The sequence below is a fragment of the Mesorhizobium sp. M3A.F.Ca.ET.175.01.1.1 genome, assembly GCF_004791945.1.
In the GTDB taxonomy this organism is placed as follows: domain Bacteria; phylum Pseudomonadota; class Alphaproteobacteria; order Rhizobiales; family Rhizobiaceae; genus Mesorhizobium.
The window spans coordinates 105,298-124,511 of record NZ_SRTP01000006.1; the positions used below are offsets into that span (position 1 = coordinate 105,298).

The 19,214-nt window shown below is 63.8% G+C and carries 18 protein-coding genes; 11 read left to right on the forward strand and 7 right to left on the reverse strand.

Features of this window, described 5'->3' with window-relative positions:
• The first annotated feature begins 32 nt into the window (after positions 1-32).
• The 9 genes from EN818_RS16270 (at position 33) to EN818_RS16310 (ending at position 9,554) form a co-directional block, all read left to right on the forward strand.
• Positions 33-815, forward strand: a complete 783-nt coding sequence (locus EN818_RS16270; protein ID WP_095806718.1) for a DeoR/GlpR family DNA-binding transcription regulator — start codon at positions 33-35, stop codon at positions 813-815.
• Positions 812-2,188 (forward strand): carbohydrate kinase, encoded by a 1,377-nt coding sequence (locus EN818_RS16275; protein ID WP_095806717.1) that lies wholly within the window; start codon positions 812-814, stop codon positions 2,186-2,188. The genes EN818_RS16270 and EN818_RS16275 overlap by 4 nt, the downstream gene beginning before the upstream one ends.
• Positions 2,185-3,741, forward strand: coding sequence for a sugar ABC transporter ATP-binding protein (locus EN818_RS16280; protein ID WP_095806716.1), 1,557 nt, complete (start codon positions 2,185-2,187; stop codon positions 3,739-3,741). Before EN818_RS16275 ends, EN818_RS16280 begins: the two co-directional genes overlap by 4 nt.
• Positions 3,738-4,736, forward strand: coding sequence for a ribose ABC transporter permease (locus EN818_RS16285; RefSeq protein ID WP_135904791.1), 999 nt, complete (start codon positions 3,738-3,740; stop codon positions 4,734-4,736). Before EN818_RS16280 ends, EN818_RS16285 begins: the two co-directional genes overlap by 4 nt.
• A gap of 83 nt (positions 4,737-4,819) precedes the next feature.
• A complete protein-coding gene (locus EN818_RS16290) occupies positions 4,820-5,758 on the forward strand; it encodes an ABC transporter substrate-binding protein (RefSeq protein ID WP_095806714.1) in 939 nt (312 codons plus the stop codon).
• A 66-nt stretch (positions 5,759-5,824) separates the two neighbouring features.
• Complete coding sequence (locus tag EN818_RS16295) at positions 5,825-6,718, forward strand: sugar phosphate isomerase/epimerase (RefSeq protein ID WP_095806713.1); 894 nt, start codon at positions 5,825-5,827, stop codon at positions 6,716-6,718.
• Positions 6,719-6,805: 87 nt separating this feature from the next.
• Complete coding sequence (locus EN818_RS16300; RefSeq protein ID WP_095806712.1) at positions 6,806-7,291, forward strand: hypothetical protein; 486 nt, start codon at positions 6,806-6,808, stop codon at positions 7,289-7,291.
• Positions 7,292-7,520: 229 nt separating this feature from the next.
• Positions 7,521-8,960, forward strand: a complete 1,440-nt coding sequence (locus EN818_RS16305; RefSeq protein ID WP_095806711.1) for an aldehyde dehydrogenase family protein — start codon at positions 7,521-7,523, stop codon at positions 8,958-8,960.
• Positions 8,961-8,972: 12 nt separating this feature from the next.
• Positions 8,973-9,554 (forward strand): DUF1349 domain-containing protein, encoded by a 582-nt coding sequence (locus EN818_RS16310; RefSeq protein ID WP_095806710.1) that lies wholly within the window; start codon positions 8,973-8,975, stop codon positions 9,552-9,554.
• Between the two features lie 81 nt (positions 9,555-9,635).
• Here the strand turns inward: EN818_RS16310 and EN818_RS16315 are convergent, their stop codons facing one another.
• A complete protein-coding gene (locus EN818_RS16315) occupies positions 9,636-10,379 on the reverse strand; it encodes an SDR family NAD(P)-dependent oxidoreductase (protein ID WP_095806709.1) in 744 nt (247 codons plus the stop codon).
• A gap of 99 nt (positions 10,380-10,478) precedes the next feature.
• A complete protein-coding gene (locus EN818_RS16320; protein WP_095806708.1) occupies positions 10,479-11,408 on the reverse strand; it encodes a TIR domain-containing protein in 930 nt (309 codons plus the stop codon).
• Between the two features lie 311 nt (positions 11,409-11,719).
• Here EN818_RS16320 and EN818_RS16325 point away from each other — a divergent pair, with 311 nt between their 5' ends.
• A complete protein-coding gene (locus EN818_RS16325) occupies positions 11,720-13,003 on the forward strand; it encodes an O-antigen ligase (RefSeq protein ID WP_135904793.1) in 1,284 nt (427 codons plus the stop codon).
• A 118-nt stretch (positions 13,004-13,121) separates the two neighbouring features.
• On the opposite strand, the gene EN818_RS16330 is transcribed toward EN818_RS16325, so the two are convergent.
• The 4 genes from EN818_RS16330 to EN818_RS32715 form a co-directional block, all read right to left on the reverse strand.
• Complete coding sequence (locus tag EN818_RS16330; protein WP_095806706.1) at positions 13,122-14,213, reverse strand: acyltransferase; 1,092 nt, start codon at positions 14,211-14,213, stop codon at positions 13,122-13,124.
• A 113-nt stretch (positions 14,214-14,326) separates the two neighbouring features.
• Entirely contained in the window at positions 14,327-15,517 is a 1,191-nt protein-coding gene (locus tag EN818_RS16335; RefSeq protein ID WP_245420372.1) for a polysaccharide biosynthesis/export family protein, read from the reverse strand.
• 154 nt (positions 15,518-15,671) lie between these two features.
• Positions 15,672-16,349 (reverse strand): sugar transferase, encoded by a 678-nt coding sequence (locus EN818_RS16340; protein ID WP_095806704.1) that lies wholly within the window; start codon positions 16,347-16,349, stop codon positions 15,672-15,674.
• Positions 16,350-16,611: 262 nt separating this feature from the next.
• Positions 16,612-16,749, reverse strand: a complete 138-nt coding sequence (locus tag EN818_RS32715) for a hypothetical protein (RefSeq protein WP_165349933.1) — start codon at positions 16,747-16,749, stop codon at positions 16,612-16,614.
• Positions 16,750-16,959: 210 nt separating this feature from the next.
• Here EN818_RS32715 and EN818_RS16345 point away from each other — a divergent pair, with 210 nt between their 5' ends.
• Positions 16,960-17,211 carry an exopolysaccharide production repressor exox gene (locus tag EN818_RS16345; protein ID WP_129553529.1) on the forward strand — a complete coding sequence of 84 codons (252 nt, stop codon included), beginning with the start codon at positions 16,960-16,962 and terminating at the stop codon, positions 17,209-17,211.
• Between the two features lie 99 nt (positions 17,212-17,310).
• Here EN818_RS16345 and EN818_RS16350 read toward each other — a convergent pair whose 3' ends face one another.
• Positions 17,311-19,206: an ABC transporter ATP-binding protein gene (locus tag EN818_RS16350; protein ID WP_129553528.1), complete on the reverse strand. Its 1,896-nt coding sequence runs from the start codon at positions 19,204-19,206 to the stop codon at positions 17,311-17,313.
• Between the last annotated feature and the right edge of the window lie 8 nt (positions 19,207-19,214).

The window sequence follows — 19,214 nt, forward strand, 5'->3', positions numbered from 1 at the left end:
CCGTGGAAAATGGCATCTCGGGAGGGAAAGACTTGAGCGACTCCGGCCGCCAGCGTCAGATCGTCGAGCTGTTGCGCGACCGCCCCTTCGCGTCGGTGCGCGAACTGCAGGAGCGTCTTGGAGTGTCGGCCGCGACGGTCAGGCGCGACATCGACAAGATCGACGAGGCCGGCGAGGCGCGGAAGGTCTACGGCGGCATATCGGCTCTCGACGGCGCGGCCCACGCCAGCGTCGCCTATGCCAGGCCCTATGACGAGAACCGGGATCTGGCGGTCGACGCCAAGCGGCAGATCGCCGCCGTCGCCGCGACCATGGTGCGCGACGGCGATGCCGTCATCGTCCATGGCGGCTCGACCTGCTTCCAGCTTGGCGTCAGGCTTGCCGAGCGCAATATCCGCCTCTTCACCAATTCCATGCCGCTCGCGGCCTATCTCTGCGATCACGGCCACTGCAGCCTCACCATCGCCGGCGGCGACCTGCACCGCGAACCCGGCATCATCCATTCGCTCACCCAATCGGTGCCTTTCTACGCTTCGAAATTCTTCCTCGGCGCGCAGGGTCTCGGTCATGAAGGCGTGCTGGAATCGCATCCTCTCCTGGTGCGCTCGATCGTCGATCTCAGCCTCTGCGCTGACCAGATCGTGGTGTTGGCCGACAGCCGCAAGCTGTCGATCCACGCCCGCAATGTCGCGCTGCCGCTGTCGCGCATCGGCACGCTGGTGACCGACGACGGTCTTTCCGATGCCGACGCGCGCATGCTGGAGGACGCCGGCGTCGCGGTGCGCATCGCGCCGTCCTCGGGAGCCGTCCAGTGAAGGTGGCGGTGCTTGATTTCGGCAAGACCAATTCGAAGCTGTTCGTCTTCGGACAGGACGGGCACATCCTCGACGAGCGGCGCACCAGGCCCGACTGGATACGCAAAGATGGTTTCAGCGTGCTCGACGAGGCGGCGCTTCATGACTGGGCGCTCGCTGCGGTCAACGAGGCCGTCGACGGCCATGGCATCGAAGCCCTGATGGTGTCCGGCCATGGCTGCACGTTCGCCCTGGTCGACGAAATGGCGCTGACGCATCCGATCCTCGACTACGAGCAGGAACCGCCGGCCGAAATCGCCGCGCGGATCGATCGTCGCATTCCCGATTTCGCCGAGACCTTCTCGCCGCGCCTGCCGCTCGGCTTCAACTACGGCCGTCACATGCTGTGGCTGCAGGAGGTTGAGCCCGGCGCCTTCGCGGCGGCGACGTCGATCCTCGGCTATTCGCAATATTGGAGCTGGCGCTTCGGCGGCCGCGCCGTTTCGGAAGTGTCCTATCTCGGCTGCCATTCGCATCTGTGGGCGCCGCGTCGGCGCGACTTCTCCTCGCTGGTCGACGCCGAAGGATGGCGCGGCCGGATGCCGGCCTTCGCCCGTGCCGGCGCGGTCATCGGGGAGCGGCGTTTCGGCAAGGCCGGCAAGTCCGTCGCCATCCACAACGGCGTCCATGACAGCAACGCCGCGCTCCATGTCCATCGGCGGCAGGAACTCGGGCCGCTCACCGTGGTGTCGACCGGCACTTGGGTGATCGTCCTCAACCCGGACTGCCCGCTCGAGGCGCTCGACCGCGACCGCGACATGCTGGTCAATGTCGATGTAGACGGCGGCCCGGTGCCCACCATCCGTTTCATGGGCGGGCGCGAGTTCGCGGCCATCAGCGGCAACTGGCAAGGCACCATTGCTCCGGCTTCCATACAGCAGGCAATCGATGCCGGCGTCATGGCCCTGCCGAGCTTTGCCCCGGGCGGCCCGATGCCCGGCCGGGCAGGTGAAATCATAGGCAGCGTTTCCCATGGCGAGGAACGCGCGGCCATGGCGCTGCTCTATGTCGCGCTGATGGTCGACCTCTCGCTCGACATGATCCGTTCGCTGGGCGCGGTCATCGTCGATGGCGGCCTCAATGCGGGCGGCCTGCTCGCCGGTCTTTTGGCCGCGCTGCGCCCCGGCCAATCTTTCCTGCAGGGCTCCACGCTGGAAGGCAGTGCCACCGGTGCGGCCGCGCTCGCCTTCGAGAGCGTCGGCCGCGAATTCGCCGCCGAGAAGCCGCAGCCGGCGCGTGCTGCGAGCTTCCGGGGTCTGACCGGCTACCGTGACCAATGGCGCGGCCTCATTGCCGAGCGCGGCGTCGCCCGGTCGGCGGGAGGTGCGCGATGAGCTCCGCCGCCCATGTCGAGGCGACGCAGAGGCCGGTCTTGGAGATGCGTCACATCTCCAAGACCTTCGGCCCTATCCGCGCACTGCAGGATGTGTCGCTCGCCGTGAACGCCGGCGAACTGCACGCGCTGATGGGCGAGAACGGCGCCGGCAAGTCGACGCTGATGAAGGTGCTGTCCGGCGCCTACCGGCCCGATGCCGGCGGCGAGATCCTCATCGACGGCGCGCCGATTGCCACCGGCGATCCGATCAAGGCCCGCGCCCACGGCATTGCCGTCATCTACCAGGAACTATCGCTGGCGCCGAACCTCACCGTCGCGCAGAACATCTTCCTCGGCAACGAGCCGCGCAGGTTCGGCATCGTCGACCGCGATCGGTGCAACCGGCGTGCCCGGGACATCATCGGCCGGCTTGGTGTTTCCTTCTCGGCGCGCGCCCTGGTCTCCAGCCTGTCGCTCGGCGAGCGTCAGCTGGTCGAGATCGCCCGCGCGCTGTCGACCAGCGCCCGCATCATCGTCATGGACGAGCCGACCACCTCGCTGACCTCGCGCGAGACCGAAAGGCTGTTCGAAGTCATTGCCGCGCTCAAGGCACAAGGGATCGCCATCATTTACATCAGCCATCGCATGGAGGAGGTCTACCAGCTCGCCGACCGCGTCAGCGTGCTGCGCGACAGCGGCTATGTCGGCACTCTGGAGCGCGCCGATCTCAACGCTTCGCGCCTTGTCTCGATGATGGTCGGCCGCGACCTCTCGGCCTTCTACAAGAAGGATCATCGCCCGCCGGACAGCAAGCGCAAGGTGGCGCTGTCGGTGCGCGGCATGTCGGACGGCAGGCTGTTGAAGGACTGCTCGTTCGACCTCTATCACGGCGAGGTGCTGGCGCTTGCCGGGCTGGTCGGCTCCGGCCGCACCGAGCTCGCCAGACTGATTTTCGGCGCCGACCGGCGCAGCGCGGGCGAGCTGAAGCTCGACTGCAAGCCGCTCGCCATCGCCTCGCCGCGCGAGGCGCTCGAGGCCGGCATCGCCTATCTCACTGAGGACCGCAAGGAGCTCGGCCTGTTCCTCGACATGTCGATTTCCGACAACATCAACATGGGCGTGCTCCCCAGGGATGCGCGCGCCGGCGGCTTCCGCGATTTCGCCGCCGCCGACCGGCGCGCCGCCAAGGCGGTCGCCGACCTGTCGATCCGCACGAGGTCGGCGCAGGCCAATGCCGGCTCGCTGTCGGGCGGCAACCAGCAAAAGGTGCTGCTCGCCCGCCTGCTGGAAACCGAGCCGAAGGTCGTCATTCTCGACGAGCCGACGCGCGGCGTCGATGTCGGCGCCAAGTCGGAGATCTACCGGCTGATCGACAATCTCGCCAGCAGGGGCATCGCCATCCTGATGATCTCCAGCGAATTGCCGGAAGTGATCGGCGTCGCCGACCGCGTGCTGGTGATGCGCGACGGCGCCATCGTCGGCGAGGTGACGGCGTCGGCCGGCGAGCCGCTTCGTCAGGAAGCGATCATGGAACTTGCGACGGGAGCGGCCCAGGAAGGACCGAAGCGATGACCGACAGCACATCGGCAACGACGACAGCGGACCAGGCGGCGCTCAGGAGTCGGCGGTTGCGCACGGCCTTCGCCGCGCTCGGCATGCTGCCCGTGCTGGTGCTGCTTGCGGCCGCCTTCCAGCTGATCAACCCGCGTTTCCTCACCGGCACCAACCTGCTGATCGTTAGCCAGCAATCGTCGATCAACATCGTGCTCGCCGCCGGCATGACCTTCGTTATTCTCACCGGCGGCATCGACCTCTCCGTCGGCTCCGTCCTGGCCGCGTCGGCGATGGTGGCAGTGCTGGTGTCGCTGGTGCCGGATTGGGGCATGCTCGGCATTCCCGCCGCCATCCTGGTCGGCCTCGGCTTCGGCGTCATCAATGGGCTGCTCGTCGCCTATGTCAGGCTGCCGCCCTTCATCGTCACGCTGGGCTCGCTCACCGCGGTGCGCGGCCTCGCCCGGTTGCTCGGCGAGGACACCACCGTGTTCAATTCCGACCTGCCGTTCGACTTCATCGGCAATGGCTCGCTGCTCGGCATTCCGTGGCTGGTCATCATCGCGCTGACGGTGGTGGTGCTGTCCTGGATGGTGCTCAAGCGCACGGTGCTCGGCACCTGGATCTATGCCGTGGGTGGCAATGCCGAGGCGGCGCGCCTCACCGGCATCAAGGTGCCGCTCGTGCTGCTCTTCGTCTATGGGGTCTCCGGCCTGCTTGCCGGCCTCGGCGGCGTGATGTCGGCGGCCCGACTCTATGCCGCCAACGGTCTGCAGCTCGGCCAATCCTACGAGCTCGATGCCATCGCTGCCGTAATCCTCGGCGGCACCAGCTGCGTCGGCGGCGTCGGCTCGATCTGGGGCACGCTGATCGGCGGCCTGATCATCGCGGTGCTCTCCAACGGACTCATTTTGGCCGGTGTCTCCGACATCTGGCAGTACATCATCAAGGGATTGGTCATCATCGTGGCGGTCGCCCTCGACCGTTACCGGCTCCAGGCCGGCGCAAGAACGTGATTGACCTTGGTCGCCGGCTCGGACGAGCCGGATTGTTTGTAACGCACCGTGAGAGGCGCGGCGCAATCGGAGGAAGCAAGTAAATGAAGACCATCGCCAAACTGCTCTGCGGCGCAGCCATCGCGGCGCTCGCCGTCGCGCCGGCATCGGCCAAGGACCTCAACAAGGTCGGCATCTCGGTCGGCCTGCTCGGCAATCCCTTCTTCGTCGCCACCATCAAGGGCATCGAGGACGCGGCCAAGAAGATCAATCCCAAGGTCGAGGTGACGTCGGTATCGGCGGACTACGATCTCAACAAGCAGGTCTCGCAGATCGATTCCTTCATCGCCGCCGGCGTCGACGTGATCATGCTCAACGCGGTCGACGCCAAGGCGATCGCGCCTGCCGTCAAGAAGGCGCAGGCGGCCGGCATCGTGGTCGCTGCCTTTGACGTTTCGGCACCGGGCGCCGACGTCACCGTGATGACCAACAACGTCAAGGCGGGCGAGGAAGCTTGCCAGTATCTGGTCGACCACACCGGCGGCAAGGGCGACTACGTCATCCTCAACGGCCCGGCATCGTCCTCGATCCTGGAGCGCGTCAAGGGCTGCAAGGATGTTCTCTCGCAGCATCCGGACATCAAGATCCTGTCCGACGACCAGAACGCCGAAGGCTCCCGCGACGGCGGCCTGAAGGTGTTCCAGTCGCTGCTCACCCGCTTCGACAAGATCGACGCGGTGTTCGCCATCAACGATCCGACGGCCATCGGCGCTCAGCTCGCGGCCAAGCAGCTCAACCGCTCGGAATTCATCTTCACCGCGGTCGACGGCGCTCCCGACATCGAGAAGGAGTTCGCCTCCGGCACCTCGATGATCAAGGCGTCCGCCTCGCAGGATCCCTATGTGATGGCCGGTCAGTCGCTGCAGATGGCGGCAGACGTGCTTGCCGGCAAGAAGCCGGCCGAGCCCGTGGTCCTGCTCGACCCGAAGCTGATCACCGCCGAGAACCTTAAGGACTACAAGGGCTGGACCGCGGCCCGCTAGCGCTGCCAAAGGCTGGCGCGGCCGGGTCGACCCGGCCGCGCCTCATCCCCGCAGACGGAGACGAACATGTCGCGCATTGGTATCCATTCTTTCGTCTGGTCGGCGAGCTCGGCGCAGAAAGACCTCGAGCGCACGCTGGCCAACACAAAGGAAGCCGGCTTCGACCTGATCGAGTTCTCCTATCTCGACCCGGCCGACGTCGATATCGCCAAGCTGGCCAAAAGCATCGCCGATCATCGTCTGGGAGTTGCGATCAGCATCGGCCTGCCCGCAGATGGCGACATTTCAAGCCCCGACAAGACGGTCGCCGCGCGCGGCGTCGAAATCCTGAACCGCACCATCGCGCTCACGCGCGATCTCGGCGGCCGCAAGGTCGGCGGCATTCTTTCGGCCAGCCACGGTTTGCAGACAGAGCCGCCCACGCGCGAGCAGTGGAACCGCAGCGCTGCGACCCTCGCCGAGGTCGCGGAGACCGCCAAGACAGCCGGCGTCACGCTCAACCTCGAAATTGTCAACCGCTTCGAGAGCAACCTGCTCAACACCGCCGCGCAGGGGCTTGCCTTCATCGAGGACACCGGCTCCGACAACATCTTCCTGCATCTCGATACATTCCACATGAACATTGAGGAGGCAGATGCCGGGCTGGCCATCCGTCATGCCGCGAAGAAGATCGGCTATGTCCATATCGGCGAGAGCCATCGCGGTTTCCTCGGCACCGGCAGCATCGATTTCGCCGCGATCTTCGATGCGCTGACGGCGATCGGCTATAGGGACGACCTCAGCTTCGAATCCTTCTCTTCCGAGATCGTCGACGAGAACCTGTCGAGGAAGACGGCGATCTGGCGCAATCTGTGGACCGACAACATGGAGCTAGCCCGCCATGCGCGCCGGTTCATCGACGTCGGCATGGAGACCGCCCGGCACAAGGCCGAACTCGTCCGGGCATCGCAAAAGCCCTGACGCTTCGATGCTGCCGAGAGGTGAATTGCGGTGTTCGGCAGCCGCGCTCTGCTAGACTCCCGTTGATTCGTCTCGACAGGGAACGGCATGAGCAAGGCTCTCGGCACATTCGCATTGGTTACGGTTCTGAGCGCCTTGCTGATGGCGCTTTCGCTGGCGGTCGCCCGCCATGGTTATCCATACGGCGCCTTCGGCATGAAACGCCTCGACGGCATCGCCGAGGCGGGATCCTTCCTGGCGATCGCGGCGATTTATTTCTTCAGCGCGCTGCTGATGATGATCCTGCCTATCCGCGCCGCCGGCATTGTGCTCACTCATGCCGCCGACGCGATCTTCTGGGCGACGATCGTGCTGTTTTCGACCATCGTCGGCTCGCTTCTCGCCCGCTGGGCATTCGGCCAGCACGACGCGGTCTGGACGCTGGTCAACTGGCGCTTCCTGTTCGTCGCGGCGATCGCAGGTGCGCATCTCACCATGAATGAGCTTCGCCGCAACATCCTGCTCAGAAGCCTGTTCTTCGTCATCTTCGCCGCGGCCACGCTGGCCTGCCTGTTCTGGTCCTTTTCCATCTGAGGCGCCGCGTGTTGCCCAAGGCCTGCGCGGCGGTTTTCGGCAACGGCATGCATTCAGCGGGACGCGCCTTGGTCGTGACAGGTCGTCGCGGTCGCGCTTGATGGACTTCCACCGCTTCGCGCCTACGTTTATCGAAGGTCTCGGGTAGACCTTTTCGCAGGCAGTGCTATATCAATTGTCTGACAAATGACGGTCGCGTCGCCGTCCAGCCAGTCTCGAAGGAATCAACATGACCGTGCTCCGCAAGAACCTTATCGACGGCGAGTGGCTGGGCGAAGCCGGCTCGCGCAACATCAACCCGTCGAACACCGACGATGTGGTCGGCGAGTACGCCTCGGCCGGACCGGAGGAGGCGAAGCAGGCCATCGCAGCTGCCAAGGCCGCGTTCCCGGCATGGTCGCGCTCCGGCCCGCTGGCCCGCCACGCCGTGCTGAAGAAAGCCTCCGATGAAATCCTGGCGCGCAAGGATGAGATCGGCCGGTCGCTGGCGCGCGAGGAAGGCAAGACGCTGGCCGAAGGCGTCGGCGAGACCATCCGCGCTGCCCAGATATTCGACTTCTTCGCCGGCGAGACGCTGCGCCTGTCGGGTGAGCTCGTGCCGAGCGTCAGGCCGGGCGTCGGCGTCGAGATGACCCGCGAAGGCGTCGGCGTCGTCGGCATCATCACGCCGTGGAACTTCCCGATCGCCATCCCCGCCTGGAAGATCGCGCCGGCGCTCGCCTACGGCAACACCATCGTGTTCAAGCCGGCCGACCTGGTTCCCGAGAGCGCCTGGACGATCGTCGATATCCTGCATCGGGCCGGCTTGCCCAAGGGCGTGCTCAACCTCGTCATGGGCAAGGGCTCGGTGGTCGGCCAGGCCATGCTCGACAGCCCGGATGTCAACGCTATCAGCTTCACCGGCTCGGTCGGCACCGGCAAGCGGGTGGCGGCCGCCAGCGTCGAGCACATGCGCAAGTTCCAGCTCGAAATGGGCGGCAAGAACCCGCTCGTCGTGCTCGACGACGCCGACCTCGCGGTCGCCGTCGACTGCGCAATCAACGGCGCCTATTTCTCGACCGGCCAGCGCTGCACGGCATCCTCGCGCCTTGTCGTCACCGAGGGCATTCACGACCGTTTCGTCGACGCGCTCAAGGAGCGTATGGACAAGCTGGTCATTGGCGACGCGCTGGACGCCAAGACCCAGATCGGTCCCGTCGTCGACCAGAGCCAGCTCAAGCAGGACGAGGATTATATCGCCATCGGCCGCCAGGAAGGCGCCGAACTCGCCTTCGGCGGCGAGCGGCTGGAACGCGAGACGCCCGGCTTCTATCTCAGGCCGGCGCTCTTCCTCGGCGCCACCAATGCCATGCGCATCTCGCGCGAGGAGATCTTCGGCCCGGTCGCCAACGTCATTCGCGTCAAGGACTACGACGAGGCGCTGACTGTGGCCAACGACACGCCTTTCGGCCTGACCTCCGGAATCTGCACGACCAGCCTGAAGCACGCGACCCACTTCAAGCGCAATTCGGAGGCCGGCATGGTGATGGTCAACCTGCCGACGGCCGGCGTCGACTTCCACGTGCCGTTCGGCGGCCGCAAGGGCTCCAGCTACGGCCCGCGCGAGCAGGGCCGTTACGCCATGGAGTTCTACACCACGGTGAAGACGGCCTACACCTTCGCCGGCTAACGGATCAGCGTAATGCTGTCGGGCTTTGGCGGCATGACATGGCTCAACCCGCCGCCGCACCACGTGTTCGGCGACGGGACGCTCCATGTCCGCACCGGCAAGGAAACCGATTTCTGGCGCGAAACCTTCTATGGTTTCCGCCGCGACAGCGGCCACTTTCTCTGCCGGCCGGCCGAAGGCGATTTCAGCGCCGAGCTCACGGTGAAAGGCGAGTACAGGGTCCTTTACGATCAGGCCGGCCTCATGGTCCGCCTGAGCGAAACGCACTGGATCAAGGCCGGCATCGAATACTCGGACGGCCTGGCCTATGTCTCCGTCGTGGTCACCAACGACAATTCCGACTGGTCGCTGGTCAGCATTCCCGGCGGTCCCGACGGCGTCCGCATCCGCCTGACCCGCCACGCGGAGGCGGTGCGGGTTCAGTACCTCGATGCGGCGGACGCCCACTGGAAGCCGGTGCGGCTTGCCTATTTTCCACCCTCGAGGACCATCGATGTCGGCGTGATGTGCTGCTCGCCGCAGCGCGAAGGGTTCGAAGTCACGTTCTCCGAGTTTTCGGTCGGTCCACCGATCTCCAAGAACCTGCACGGCTAGGAAATTTCAGGAAAAACGTGAAGCGGTTTTCCGCCCGAAATTGCGTTATCCAGGAAAATTGCGCAGCGGTTTCCTGGAACTTCAATACGTTGCACGACCGCCCGAGATGTCGAAGACCGCGCCAGTCGTGAAGGAACATTCCTCCGACGCGATCCACGTGATCAGCGCCGCGACTTCGGCGACTTCGCCGAACCGTGCCATAGGTATCTTGGACAGCATGAAGTCGATGTGCTGCTGCGTCATCTGCTGGAAGATCGCGGTTCGCACCGCCGCCGGCGTCACGCAGTTCACCGTTACATTGGTCTTGGCCAGTTCTTTGCCCAGCGATTTCGTAAACCCGATCACCGCCGCTTTGGACGTGCTGTAGGCCGAAGCGTTGGGGTTTCCTTCCTTGCCGGCGATCGAGGCGATGTTGACGATCCTGCCATAGTTGCGCTCGATCATGTGCGGAACGAGGGCCTTGTTGCAGTGGAAGACGCCGTTGAGATTGATGTCGATGACCCGGCGCCAGTCCTCCAGCGGATAGTCCCATGCGGTCAGATTCGGCCCGGTGATCGCCGCGCTGGTGACGAGGATGTCGACGGCTCCGAGGCGCGCGATCGTCTCCCGTGCCGCGCCGTCGACCGCGGCTGCATCGGCGACGTCGACGACGGCGGCCTCCAGCCCGCCTGCTCTTGCCTCTTCGACAAGGGCCGGATCGCGATCCCACACCGAGACGCGGCCGCCTTCCTCGACGATCCGTTGCGCCACCGCCAAGCCGATGCCCGAGGCACCGCCTGTGATGATCGCCCTCCGTCCGGCAAAGCGTCCCGCGAAACCCGGCATGGCTATTCCTCCCTGATGGGCGGCGACTGTGGAGTCAACGGCGGACGAGTTCAAGGCCGCATCTGACCATCGAATGGGATATTGATGAACCTGGAGGTTTCAGACGTTCTTGATTGACTTCCAGTGGCTGAGCCGCTCCGCGATCAGGTCCACGCGCCGCTGGTTGTCCGGTCCGTCCAGGATGGTCAGATCTTCCGGATCGGCGCGCAGGTAGGTACCGGAGGTTCGCGCGTCCATCTTCGGGTCTTTACCCGAACGCGTCGTGAAGTAGCCGGACGCGCGATCGACAGACTCCAGTTTTATCTCGCCTGTTCCGTACAATTGGGTTGCGTTCACGTCCATCGGACGTTCCCCGTTCCAATAGTAGAAGATGCCGGAAGGGTCCTTTCTCTCCTTCGACGCTTCGCTCCAGTACCTGGCCGACAGAGCGCCGTTCTCCTGCCACGAACGACCGGCCAGCTCCAGCGAGCCGGAGCGGTCTCGCGAGACCCGCAGAAGGCTTACGGCGGAAGGTTCCTTTGTGGTCCGCTCCGACAGCGAAAATTGCCACCAGAAGCCTTGTATGCCGGCAAGGCGGCCCTCGGCCTCGATGGCGTTCCGCAGTTTCTGGTTGATCGCTCTCATCTCCGCGGCGGTCATTGCTTCGCCGTAACGCACCGACGTCAGGCCGAGGAGGTCGGTGGGCAGCTTGGCGCCATTGGCATGCAGGATAAAGGTACGGCGCATTCCCAGCACGCCACCGAACAGTCCGGCTTCGAACACCACATTGTCTCGCGGAGAAGCTTGGGCGGGTACCGCGGCAGGCGATGCCGGCAGGCTTGCGCTTGTCCAGTCGTCTTGGGCAAACACAAACGCGGCGAAGTCTACCTCGCGAGTAAGCTCGATCAGCCGTTCCAGCGTGGTCGTCCCGGGATTGAAGGAGGTCGTCCAGGGTTCGACATCGGCGATGTCCCCAAGCCCTCGTTCCAGCGCTTGCAGCAGCTTTTTCTGCTTCCCCGAAGAGCCCAAGAAGATTCGCGGCTTGGCCATTTGTTTCCCTCCAATCGCAAACCGGAGCGCGAAGCCTGCGCCGCCGATCCTTCACCACTGTATTCTTGATCCCACCAGCAGCATCAAGCAATGCAATAGAGTTCGCCGCACTCCGGGGCCATTGCAACGCTCCTGCCCCATTCCGGCCGTTTCGTTGTGCAACACAGCATCTCGGCGTTCCTTTTGCCACGAGCACATTTCCCGGTTGAGCCGCCGGCGATAGCGCGATAGGTTATGTTGCAGTGCACAATGAATGGGGGGCGACCGCCAGCTTGCGCCCTCGTTCGAGGCCCAACGGACAAAGATCCGGCATGAAAATTCCGAAATCCATTCTGATCGACCCGGACGCAAACAAGGCCTACGCGGCATTCGCCGTTGCGGTTTCTGTCTTCGCCTTCGCCTATTCGAGCAATTTCGGCCAGATCCTCATCCTGGCCTATTATGCGGTCTGGCTGCCGCTCCTCTTCGTCGACTACCGGCGCTTTACCTGGAATCTGTCGAGCGCCTGGCTGCCGATCCTTTTCGCGGTCTATGTCTGCATGTCGGTCTTCTGGTCGCAGGCGGCCGGCACCAGCGCGCGGGCGGCGGTGCAGTATTCCTCCCACATTCTCTGCGCCTTCGTCACCGCTCGCACCATCAGCGTCCGTACGCTTGTGCTCGGTTCGCTGATCGGAATTTTCTTCGTGCTGCTCTACTCACTGAAAGTCGGCGCTTACGCGCTCGACATCATGGACGGCACCTTCAATTTTGTCGGCGCCTTCGGATCCAAGAACCAGGTAGGCTTCTTCTCTTCGCTCGGCATTTTTTTCAGCCTCGTTTTCCTTGCCTTCTACCGGCGCAACTGGATGAGCTTCTTCTGGACCGCTCCGCTCATTCTCCTGTCGGTCTATATGCTTGCGATCGCCCACTCGGCGACCTCCGTCGCGTCGTTGCCGGCGGTGATCGGCATCGTCGCATTGCTAGCCATGAGCAAGGTCCTCTCGCGCCGCTACCGCCGCGTCTTGTTCGTGGTCGGCGCCGGCGCGCTGGTCGCCGGCATTACGGCTGCCTTGAACCTTGGCCTGCTGGATTTCGTGCTCGGCCTGTTCGGCAAGGATTCGACGCTCACCGGCCGCACCTATCTTTGGGAGCAGGGCTGGCAGGCGGCGCAGCAACGCCCGCTGCTCGGCTATGGCTATGCCGCCTACTGGGTCCAGGGTTTCGCCGATCCGGAACGGTTGTGGGCTGAGTTCTACATCACGACCCGCACCGGCTTCCATTTCCACAACACCTATATTGAAACCCTGGTCGAGCTTGGCTTCATCGGCGTCACCATGCTGGCATTTGTCATCCTGCGCGCCTTCTATGGTCATGTGTCGAAGGTGGTGTTCGGTGACTGGAATGCCGATTCGGTGGTGCTTGCCGGCGCGATCGGGCTGATGCTGATCCGCTCCTTCTTCGAGGTCGAACTCCTCGGCCCCTATTTCACGGCCTCCTTCATTGTCTATTACGGCCTGTTCAAGCTTGCGCCGATGCCGGTCATCCGGCGCCGGCGGATGCATGTTCCTGTGCAGGAGGAAAAGGCCGCCAACGGCCGCATGCCTGCGGCTGTCTGAGCAGCGGCTTTCGTTCTGATGCATGTCGGTCACAAGTGTGCAGCGGTTCGGAGACAACGACATGCATCAAACAAATGCTTAAAGCGCGTCGCCTGGATCCGTTTCAGCGTGACGCACTTTAGGCCACCGCTCGCGAGCGCTGCATCTGCCGCTGCAGGAAGCGCCGCACCGGCTCGTCATAGAGACGTGTGGCGATGTCGGCGATGACGATGACCGCACCGGCCATGACGATGCCGAACCAGGGATGGTGCGCGAACGGGTCGACCGCCACCGCCTTGCCGGCTCCGGCGATGATCATCAGCATTGGCGTGTGGATGATGTAGATCGGGTAGGAAATCCGTCCCAGCCAGCCATAGAAGCCAGACAGCAGCGAAGCGGTAGGCCCCAGGGCGCCAGTGACGACCATCACCGGGAACACCAGCACGATGCAGGCGAGGTCGTAGGCGACGCGCGTGCCGCCAGCTGGTGCGATGGCAAAGACCGCCAGCGTGAGCAGGATAGCGGCCTCGACCCAGAAGCCGCGCCTCAGGAAGCCGAGACTGCCCTGGAAGCGCCCCATCGACCGGCACAGAAGCACGCCCAGGAAGAACGAGAACGTCACGCGCGGCAGCCCGCTGATGATGGTCTTGCCGGTCATGCCGAAGTCGAGCGTGCCGGCCACTACAGAGGCGACGATCAGCAGCACCAGGCTGACGGCGATCAATGCCGTCAGGACACGTTTCGACAGCAGGAAGAAGATTGCGACATAGGCGATGTTGACGATCAGCTCGAAGAACAGCGACCACGAAGCAGGATTGAGCGGGAAGATCGTGTGATAGGCCTCGCCGACCAGCGGGATGAAGAACATTCCGGTCGTCAGTTGCAAGCCGATCTCTGACATCGGCACATACTCGCCCGGCATCAGCCGGTTCTTCACCATCAGATAGAAGAAGCCGAGCAGCGTGCCGGCGAGGTAGAGCGGGTAGAGGCGGATCAGGCGTATGGCAACGAAGGCGCCGAAGCCCATGCCGTTCTCGATCTTGCGGTCATAGGCATGCGCAATGACGAAGCCGCTGAGCAGGAAGAACAGGTCGACCGCCAGATAGCTCGACGGCAGCACCTTGCCGTCCGCAAGGAACGGCGAGAAATGATAGAGCATCACGCTGATCGCCGCCACGCCGCGGATGGCATCGAGATTGAGATAGACGTGACGCGGGGCGGCGGGCTGCATTCCAGGCCTTTGGCGCTCTAACAAATCGTCGCCCGCGCTCCTCGCGCAAGCGACCTTCTCCTTCGTCCTCCCCTCCTTCGCCCGCCCTCCTGCGCAGGGCGACGGCAACCTGGCTACTGGCTGGCCGTCGGCGCCAGCTTCACCTTGATCACGTCGCCCGGCAGCACCGGCGTGTCTTCCTTGGCGTCTATTTCGCTGGTCTTGCCGTCGGCAACCCGCACCAACGAGTAAAGCAGGGCCGGTTCTTCGCTGCCGGTGATGGCGGCCGTGGTGGCGGGGTCCGATGCCTGGGCGATCAGGCCCTTCTGCATGCTTGCCCTCAGCGTCGCTTCGTTCAGGTCGGCTTCGGCCTGCTGCCGGCTGGCGGCCAGGTTGGAGTTAAGCGTGTTGCGGGCATCGATCGCGTCCTGCTCGGCCTTGCTGATCGACTGCTTGGCGGTCAGGACAGCCGTCTCATAGTCCAGGATCTTGCCCTGCAGGTCGGCCACCGACTGTTTCGAATCGAGCAGCCGCGCATTGGCGACCAAGCCCTTCTGCGCCAGCGGCCCGATGCTGGTGAGCTGCTGCTGCGCGAGATCCACCTGCTGCTGCTGGTTGACGATCTTCTTCTGCAGCGATTCGACTTCGCCTTGCAGAACCGCTTTCAGGTCGTCGAGCGCGTCCAGCTTCAGCTTCAGCGCCTTCTGGTCAGCCGTCAGGATCTGCATTTCGTCGGCGACGATCGCCGGCACTCTCGGATCGCCCTCGACCTCCTTCGGCACGTCGAAGCTCGCCTTGCCGGCGAGGTCCGCATCGATGCGGGCGCGCTTGATGAGCAGCCGCAGCCGCTGGTCGTCATAGATATCGAAACTGCCCTTGGCGGTGACCAGGTCCTTGGCGACCTGCGGACCAAAGTCGACATTGCGTCGGATCCCGCCGGCGATGCTGAGCGCCTTCAGCACCGTCAGGTCCGGCACATAGGGGAACTGGCCGGGGTTCTGCACTTCCCCCGAGATGTAGAACGGCCTGAACTGCGCCATTTCGACCGAGGCTTCCGGCTTGTCGGACAGCGCCAGCTTGCGCTGCAGCGACAGGCCGATCGCCGCCGCGATTTCCGACGTCGTCTTGCCGGCCGCCTGTATGTCGCCGACGAACGGCACTGACAGCGTTCCGCCCGGGCCGACGGAGTAGTCGCCGTTGATCGCCGACCAGTCGCGGAACGTGCCGTCGACCGTCTGCCACTCGGCGACGCGGATGTTGAGCTTGTCTTGCGGCCCGAGGCGATATTCCCCGGCCGCCGCCATCTGCGGCGTCAGCAGAGACATCGCAAGCGCCGCAGCCGCGAATCGGCTGGGCGCCTTGGAAAGAATTCCGAAGGGATGGTTTTTCAAATGAACGCTTCCGATCCGTGTTGGCCCCATCCGCCCGATGAGATCAATGCCGGATGCCTGCCCCGAAGCAGCGGAGCAGGCCCGTCGGTCAATAGCTGCCGCGCGACATCCACACGGCAGGCACGGTCTTTACGATGATGCGAATGTCCTCGACCATCGACCAGTTCTCGACATAGTGGCGATCGAACGCGACGCGGCTGTCATAGGACACGTCGTTGCGGCCGCTCACCTGCCAAAGGCCGGTCAGGCCCGGCCGGGACTTCAGGTAATAGACCGCGGCGCTGCCGTAGATCTCCAGCTCGTCGCGCACGACAGGGCGCGGTCCGACCAGGCTCATGTCGCCCTGCAGGATGTTGATGATCTGCGGCAGTTCATCGAGGCTGAGCTTGCGCAGCACCTGGCCGACACGCGTCACGCGCGGATCGTTCTTCAGCTTGCGCGTCGCGAGCCATTCCGCTTTGGCATCCGGGTTGGCGGCCAGATGCGCGGCCAGCACCCGCTCGCCATCCTGCACCATGGTGCGGAATTTCAGGCAGGCGAAAATCCTTCCGCCGCGGCCGATTCGCTTATGGCCATAAAAGATCGGGCCCCGGTCGGAAAGCTTGACCAGCAGGGCGACCATCAGGAACAGCGGGCTGAGCAGGACCAGGCCGGCCAGAGAACCGACGATATCGAAACTGCGTTTGAGCAGGCCGCCGATAGGGGGTGGAAAATCAATGCCGGCATGCGAAAAGCCCGCATTGGCCGACTTGGCGACGTCCCTCATGCAAAAAGCTCCATACGTTGAACGGATGGTTTACCGCACGATATCAAAAAAATGTTGCAGCGCAACACACAATTTCCCATCCGGATGAAATGTTCACGTCATGAATTGACTAAATAATAAACCTGCCTTGCCCATATTTTGGCCTTTGTGGCACGTTTATGACAAGGTCTGAGAAAATCAGGAAAATGAAGTGCCGATTTTGGGCGATTTTTGGACAGTGCATTCTTCGCTGCAGACGATTCGCGGTTGCATAGCCTGAGAATCACTCGCGCAGGTAAGTTTTTCCGGTAAAATACTGGTTAACGTTGTAAGTTTTACTATCATGGATTTGGCTATCCTGAATACGCGGCAGCACAGGAGTGTGCGTCGCAGCATGGCGGAGTCGATCGCGCGAAATCATTGGAAATCTCCTGCAATCGGCATTGCTGCCGACCTGTCGCCTTAATAGAGTCGCAAATGGTTTCCGTCATAGTTTGCGTGGGACAGCAAGGCCGTAAGCAACCGGCCGAATTGGGCAGCCGGAAGAGCATCTCTTTGGCGAAACGGGGAGTTACGCGGGTTGGGTAAGTCGCAGCTTTTGCATATTCGGTTCGGGTGACGGACCGACGCCATGTCTCTGCCGAAATTCATGATCGGAATGACGTTCGCTCTGGCGATCGTCATCGGCTGGTCGTACGTGGGCGGTGCGTCGGCCGGTACTATCGTGGTGAGGACCATCATCGGTGGCCTTGTCATTCAGGCAGGCTATATCCTGCTGGTCTATGCCATGATCGCCAGGAGCACGCCGACGCCCGCCGACAAGGTGCGCGGCGCCGAACGGAGGCTCGTCCTGGACGAACCGGCCAAAGCCGAGAAGCCCTAGAGCAATTTCAGGAAAAGTGTGAATCGGTTTTCCGCCCGAAATTGCGTTAAAACATAAGGAGATAGGGCATTCACCGTTTCCCTGAAACGGTGAGATGCTCTAGGCGCCAGGCGCAGCCTCCACTGATGGCCTGGTAGGTTTCGGTGCCGGCCCGCTCTCGGCGCCGGTGGCGGCTTGGCGGTCGGTCCGCTCGCCCCAAAGCATCCTGGCCAGCCGGCTGTCGGATTCGGCTTTCAGCTGCCGATACTGACCGACTTCGACGACGCTGCCGTTGTCGATCGCCACGACCCAGTCGGCGAAGGCAATCATCGACGGCCGGTGGGCGATGGTCAGGATTGTCATCTGGCCGCGCAGCCCGTCGATCGATTCGGCGATCAGCGACTGATTCTGCCAGTCGAGCGCGCTCGTCGCCTCGTCGAGGATGAGCAGCGACGGCTTGCGCAGCAGCGCCCGCGCCAGCGCTATCCGCTGGCGTTCGCCGCCGGAGAGCCTGACGCCGCGATCGCCCACCACCGTCTCCAGCCCGCGTTCGAGCCGCCCGATGAAGTCCGCCGCATGCGCCCTGCGCAATGCCGCCCAGAGTTCGTCGTCGCTGGCACGCGCCGACGCCAGCCGAAGATTGGCAGCGATCGTGTCATGCAGCAGGAAGACATCCTGCGGCACGTAGGCGACCTGTTCGCGCCAGGCTCTGCGGTTCTCCGTCGTAATCTCGGTGCCGTCGGCCAGGATCATTCCCTCCGTCGGCTCGAGCAGGCCGAGCAGCATGTCGGCGATTGTGCTCTTGCCAGATCCGGACGGGCCGATCAGCGCCGTCACCTTACCGGCCGGGAGGCTGAAGCTAATGCCCTTCACCACCGGTTTGCTGTCGCCGTAGGCGAACGAAACGCCGCGCAGCTCGAGGCCGCTGTCGAGCGACAGCCCTGCGCCTGGTGCGGCTCCGCCATCCTGCGGCTCGCGCTCGGCATCGAAATGTGCCTGCAGGCTTTGCATGGATGCGTAGGCCGGCAGGTTGATCAGCAACTGCTGCGCCTGCGTCTGGATGTCCATGAAGCGCGGCGCTATCCGCATGAACACCAGAAGCAGCACGACGATGTCGGCCAGCGACAGGCGGACGCGGACAAGCGCGACGTAGATGAACAGGCTGAGGCCGATCACGCATGTCACCTGGAACAAGGCGGTGGCAACGGTGCTGTTGCGGGCATAGGCGATGTTGTCGGTCTTCATCCGGTCCAGAGTTGCGCGCAGCTCGGCGAAATAACTGGCCTCGACGTTCAGGCTCTTCGCCACCTTGATGCCCCCCAGGAACTCGGAGACCGTGCGGTACTGATCCTGCCGGCGGCTGGTCAGCATCCGTCCGTAAGCGCTGGCGCGCGCGCGAAATGGCTGCAGCGCGATGAACAGCAGGATACCGATGAGAATGGCGAAGCAGGTCATCACCCGCGAGATGAACAGCGACACCAGGAGATAGCCGCTAAGCAGCAGTGCGGTCTGCGCCAGCATCAGCAGGGAGAAGGCCGCCGCCTGCACGCGGTCGATGTCTCCGGTGAGCGCGTGATCGAGATCGGAGCTCCGCATGCGGATGAAGACGCCCCAGCGTGCCCTGCCGATACTTTCGAACAGGTTCAACCGCACACGATTGACGAAGTCGTAGAGCAGCCGCGCCATGTAGAGCGACTTGTAGCGGTTGAACATCGCCTGCAGCGCGACAAGTCCGACCAGCAGACACAGCACCGTCGCGAGCGAGAGCGTTCCCTCCGGCGTCAGCCATCGCAAGACGGGAATGTCGGGCATTCGCACTGCGAAGTCCCGGTCCGCATTGCCGATCAGATGCAGCAGCGGAATGAGCAGCAGGATCGAGATGCCTTCGGTCAGGCTGCCGAGGATCAGGAAGATCAGAGCCGTTGCGGTGCGCCGGCCGCCGATCTCAGCCACGACGGCGCCGAGACCGGCGACATCCCGAAAAACCGACAGGCGCAGCTTCGGAGGCCAGGCCATGCCCTTGC

Bases quoted from the DNA above. Each gene is read 5' to 3' on its own strand.
- EN818_RS32715 (WP_165349933.1), bottom strand. From the start codon at position 16,749: ATGATTTCGCGCGATCGACTCCGCCATGCTGCGACGCACACTCCTGTG.
- EN818_RS16310 (WP_095806710.1), top strand. From the start codon at position 8,973: ATGCTGTCGGGCTTTGGCGGCATGACATGGCTCAACCCGCCGCCGCAC.
- EN818_RS16315 (WP_095806709.1), bottom strand. From the start codon at position 10,379: ATGCCGGGTTTCGCGGGACGCTTTGCCGGACGGAGGGCGATCATCACA.
- EN818_RS16290 (WP_095806714.1), top strand. From the start codon at position 4,820: ATGAAGACCATCGCCAAACTGCTCTGCGGCGCAGCCATCGCGGCGCTC.
- EN818_RS16345 (WP_129553529.1), top strand. From the start codon at position 16,960: ATGTCTCTGCCGAAATTCATGATCGGAATGACGTTCGCTCTGGCGATC.
- EN818_RS16340 (WP_095806704.1), bottom strand. From the start codon at position 16,349: ATGAGGGACGTCGCCAAGTCGGCCAATGCGGGCTTTTCGCATGCCGGC.
- EN818_RS16325 (WP_135904793.1), top strand. From the start codon at position 11,720: ATGAAAATTCCGAAATCCATTCTGATCGACCCGGACGCAAACAAGGCC.
- EN818_RS16330 (WP_095806706.1), bottom strand. From the start codon at position 14,213: ATGCAGCCCGCCGCCCCGCGTCACGTCTATCTCAATCTCGATGCCATC.
- EN818_RS16305 (WP_095806711.1), top strand. From the start codon at position 7,521: ATGACCGTGCTCCGCAAGAACCTTATCGACGGCGAGTGGCTGGGCGAA.
- EN818_RS16350 (WP_129553528.1), bottom strand. From the start codon at position 19,206: ATGGCCTGGCCTCCGAAGCTGCGCCTGTCGGTTTTTCGGGATGTCGCC.
- EN818_RS16300 (WP_095806712.1), top strand. From the start codon at position 6,806: ATGAGCAAGGCTCTCGGCACATTCGCATTGGTTACGGTTCTGAGCGCC.
- EN818_RS16280 (WP_095806716.1), top strand. From the start codon at position 2,185: ATGAGCTCCGCCGCCCATGTCGAGGCGACGCAGAGGCCGGTCTTGGAG.
- EN818_RS16295 (WP_095806713.1), top strand. From the start codon at position 5,825: ATGTCGCGCATTGGTATCCATTCTTTCGTCTGGTCGGCGAGCTCGGCG.
- EN818_RS16285 (WP_135904791.1), top strand. From the start codon at position 3,738: ATGACCGACAGCACATCGGCAACGACGACAGCGGACCAGGCGGCGCTC.
- EN818_RS16335 (WP_245420372.1), bottom strand. From the start codon at position 15,517: ATGTCTCTGCTGACGCCGCAGATGGCGGCGGCCGGGGAATATCGCCTC.
- EN818_RS16320 (WP_095806708.1), bottom strand. From the start codon at position 11,408: ATGGCCAAGCCGCGAATCTTCTTGGGCTCTTCGGGGAAGCAGAAAAAG.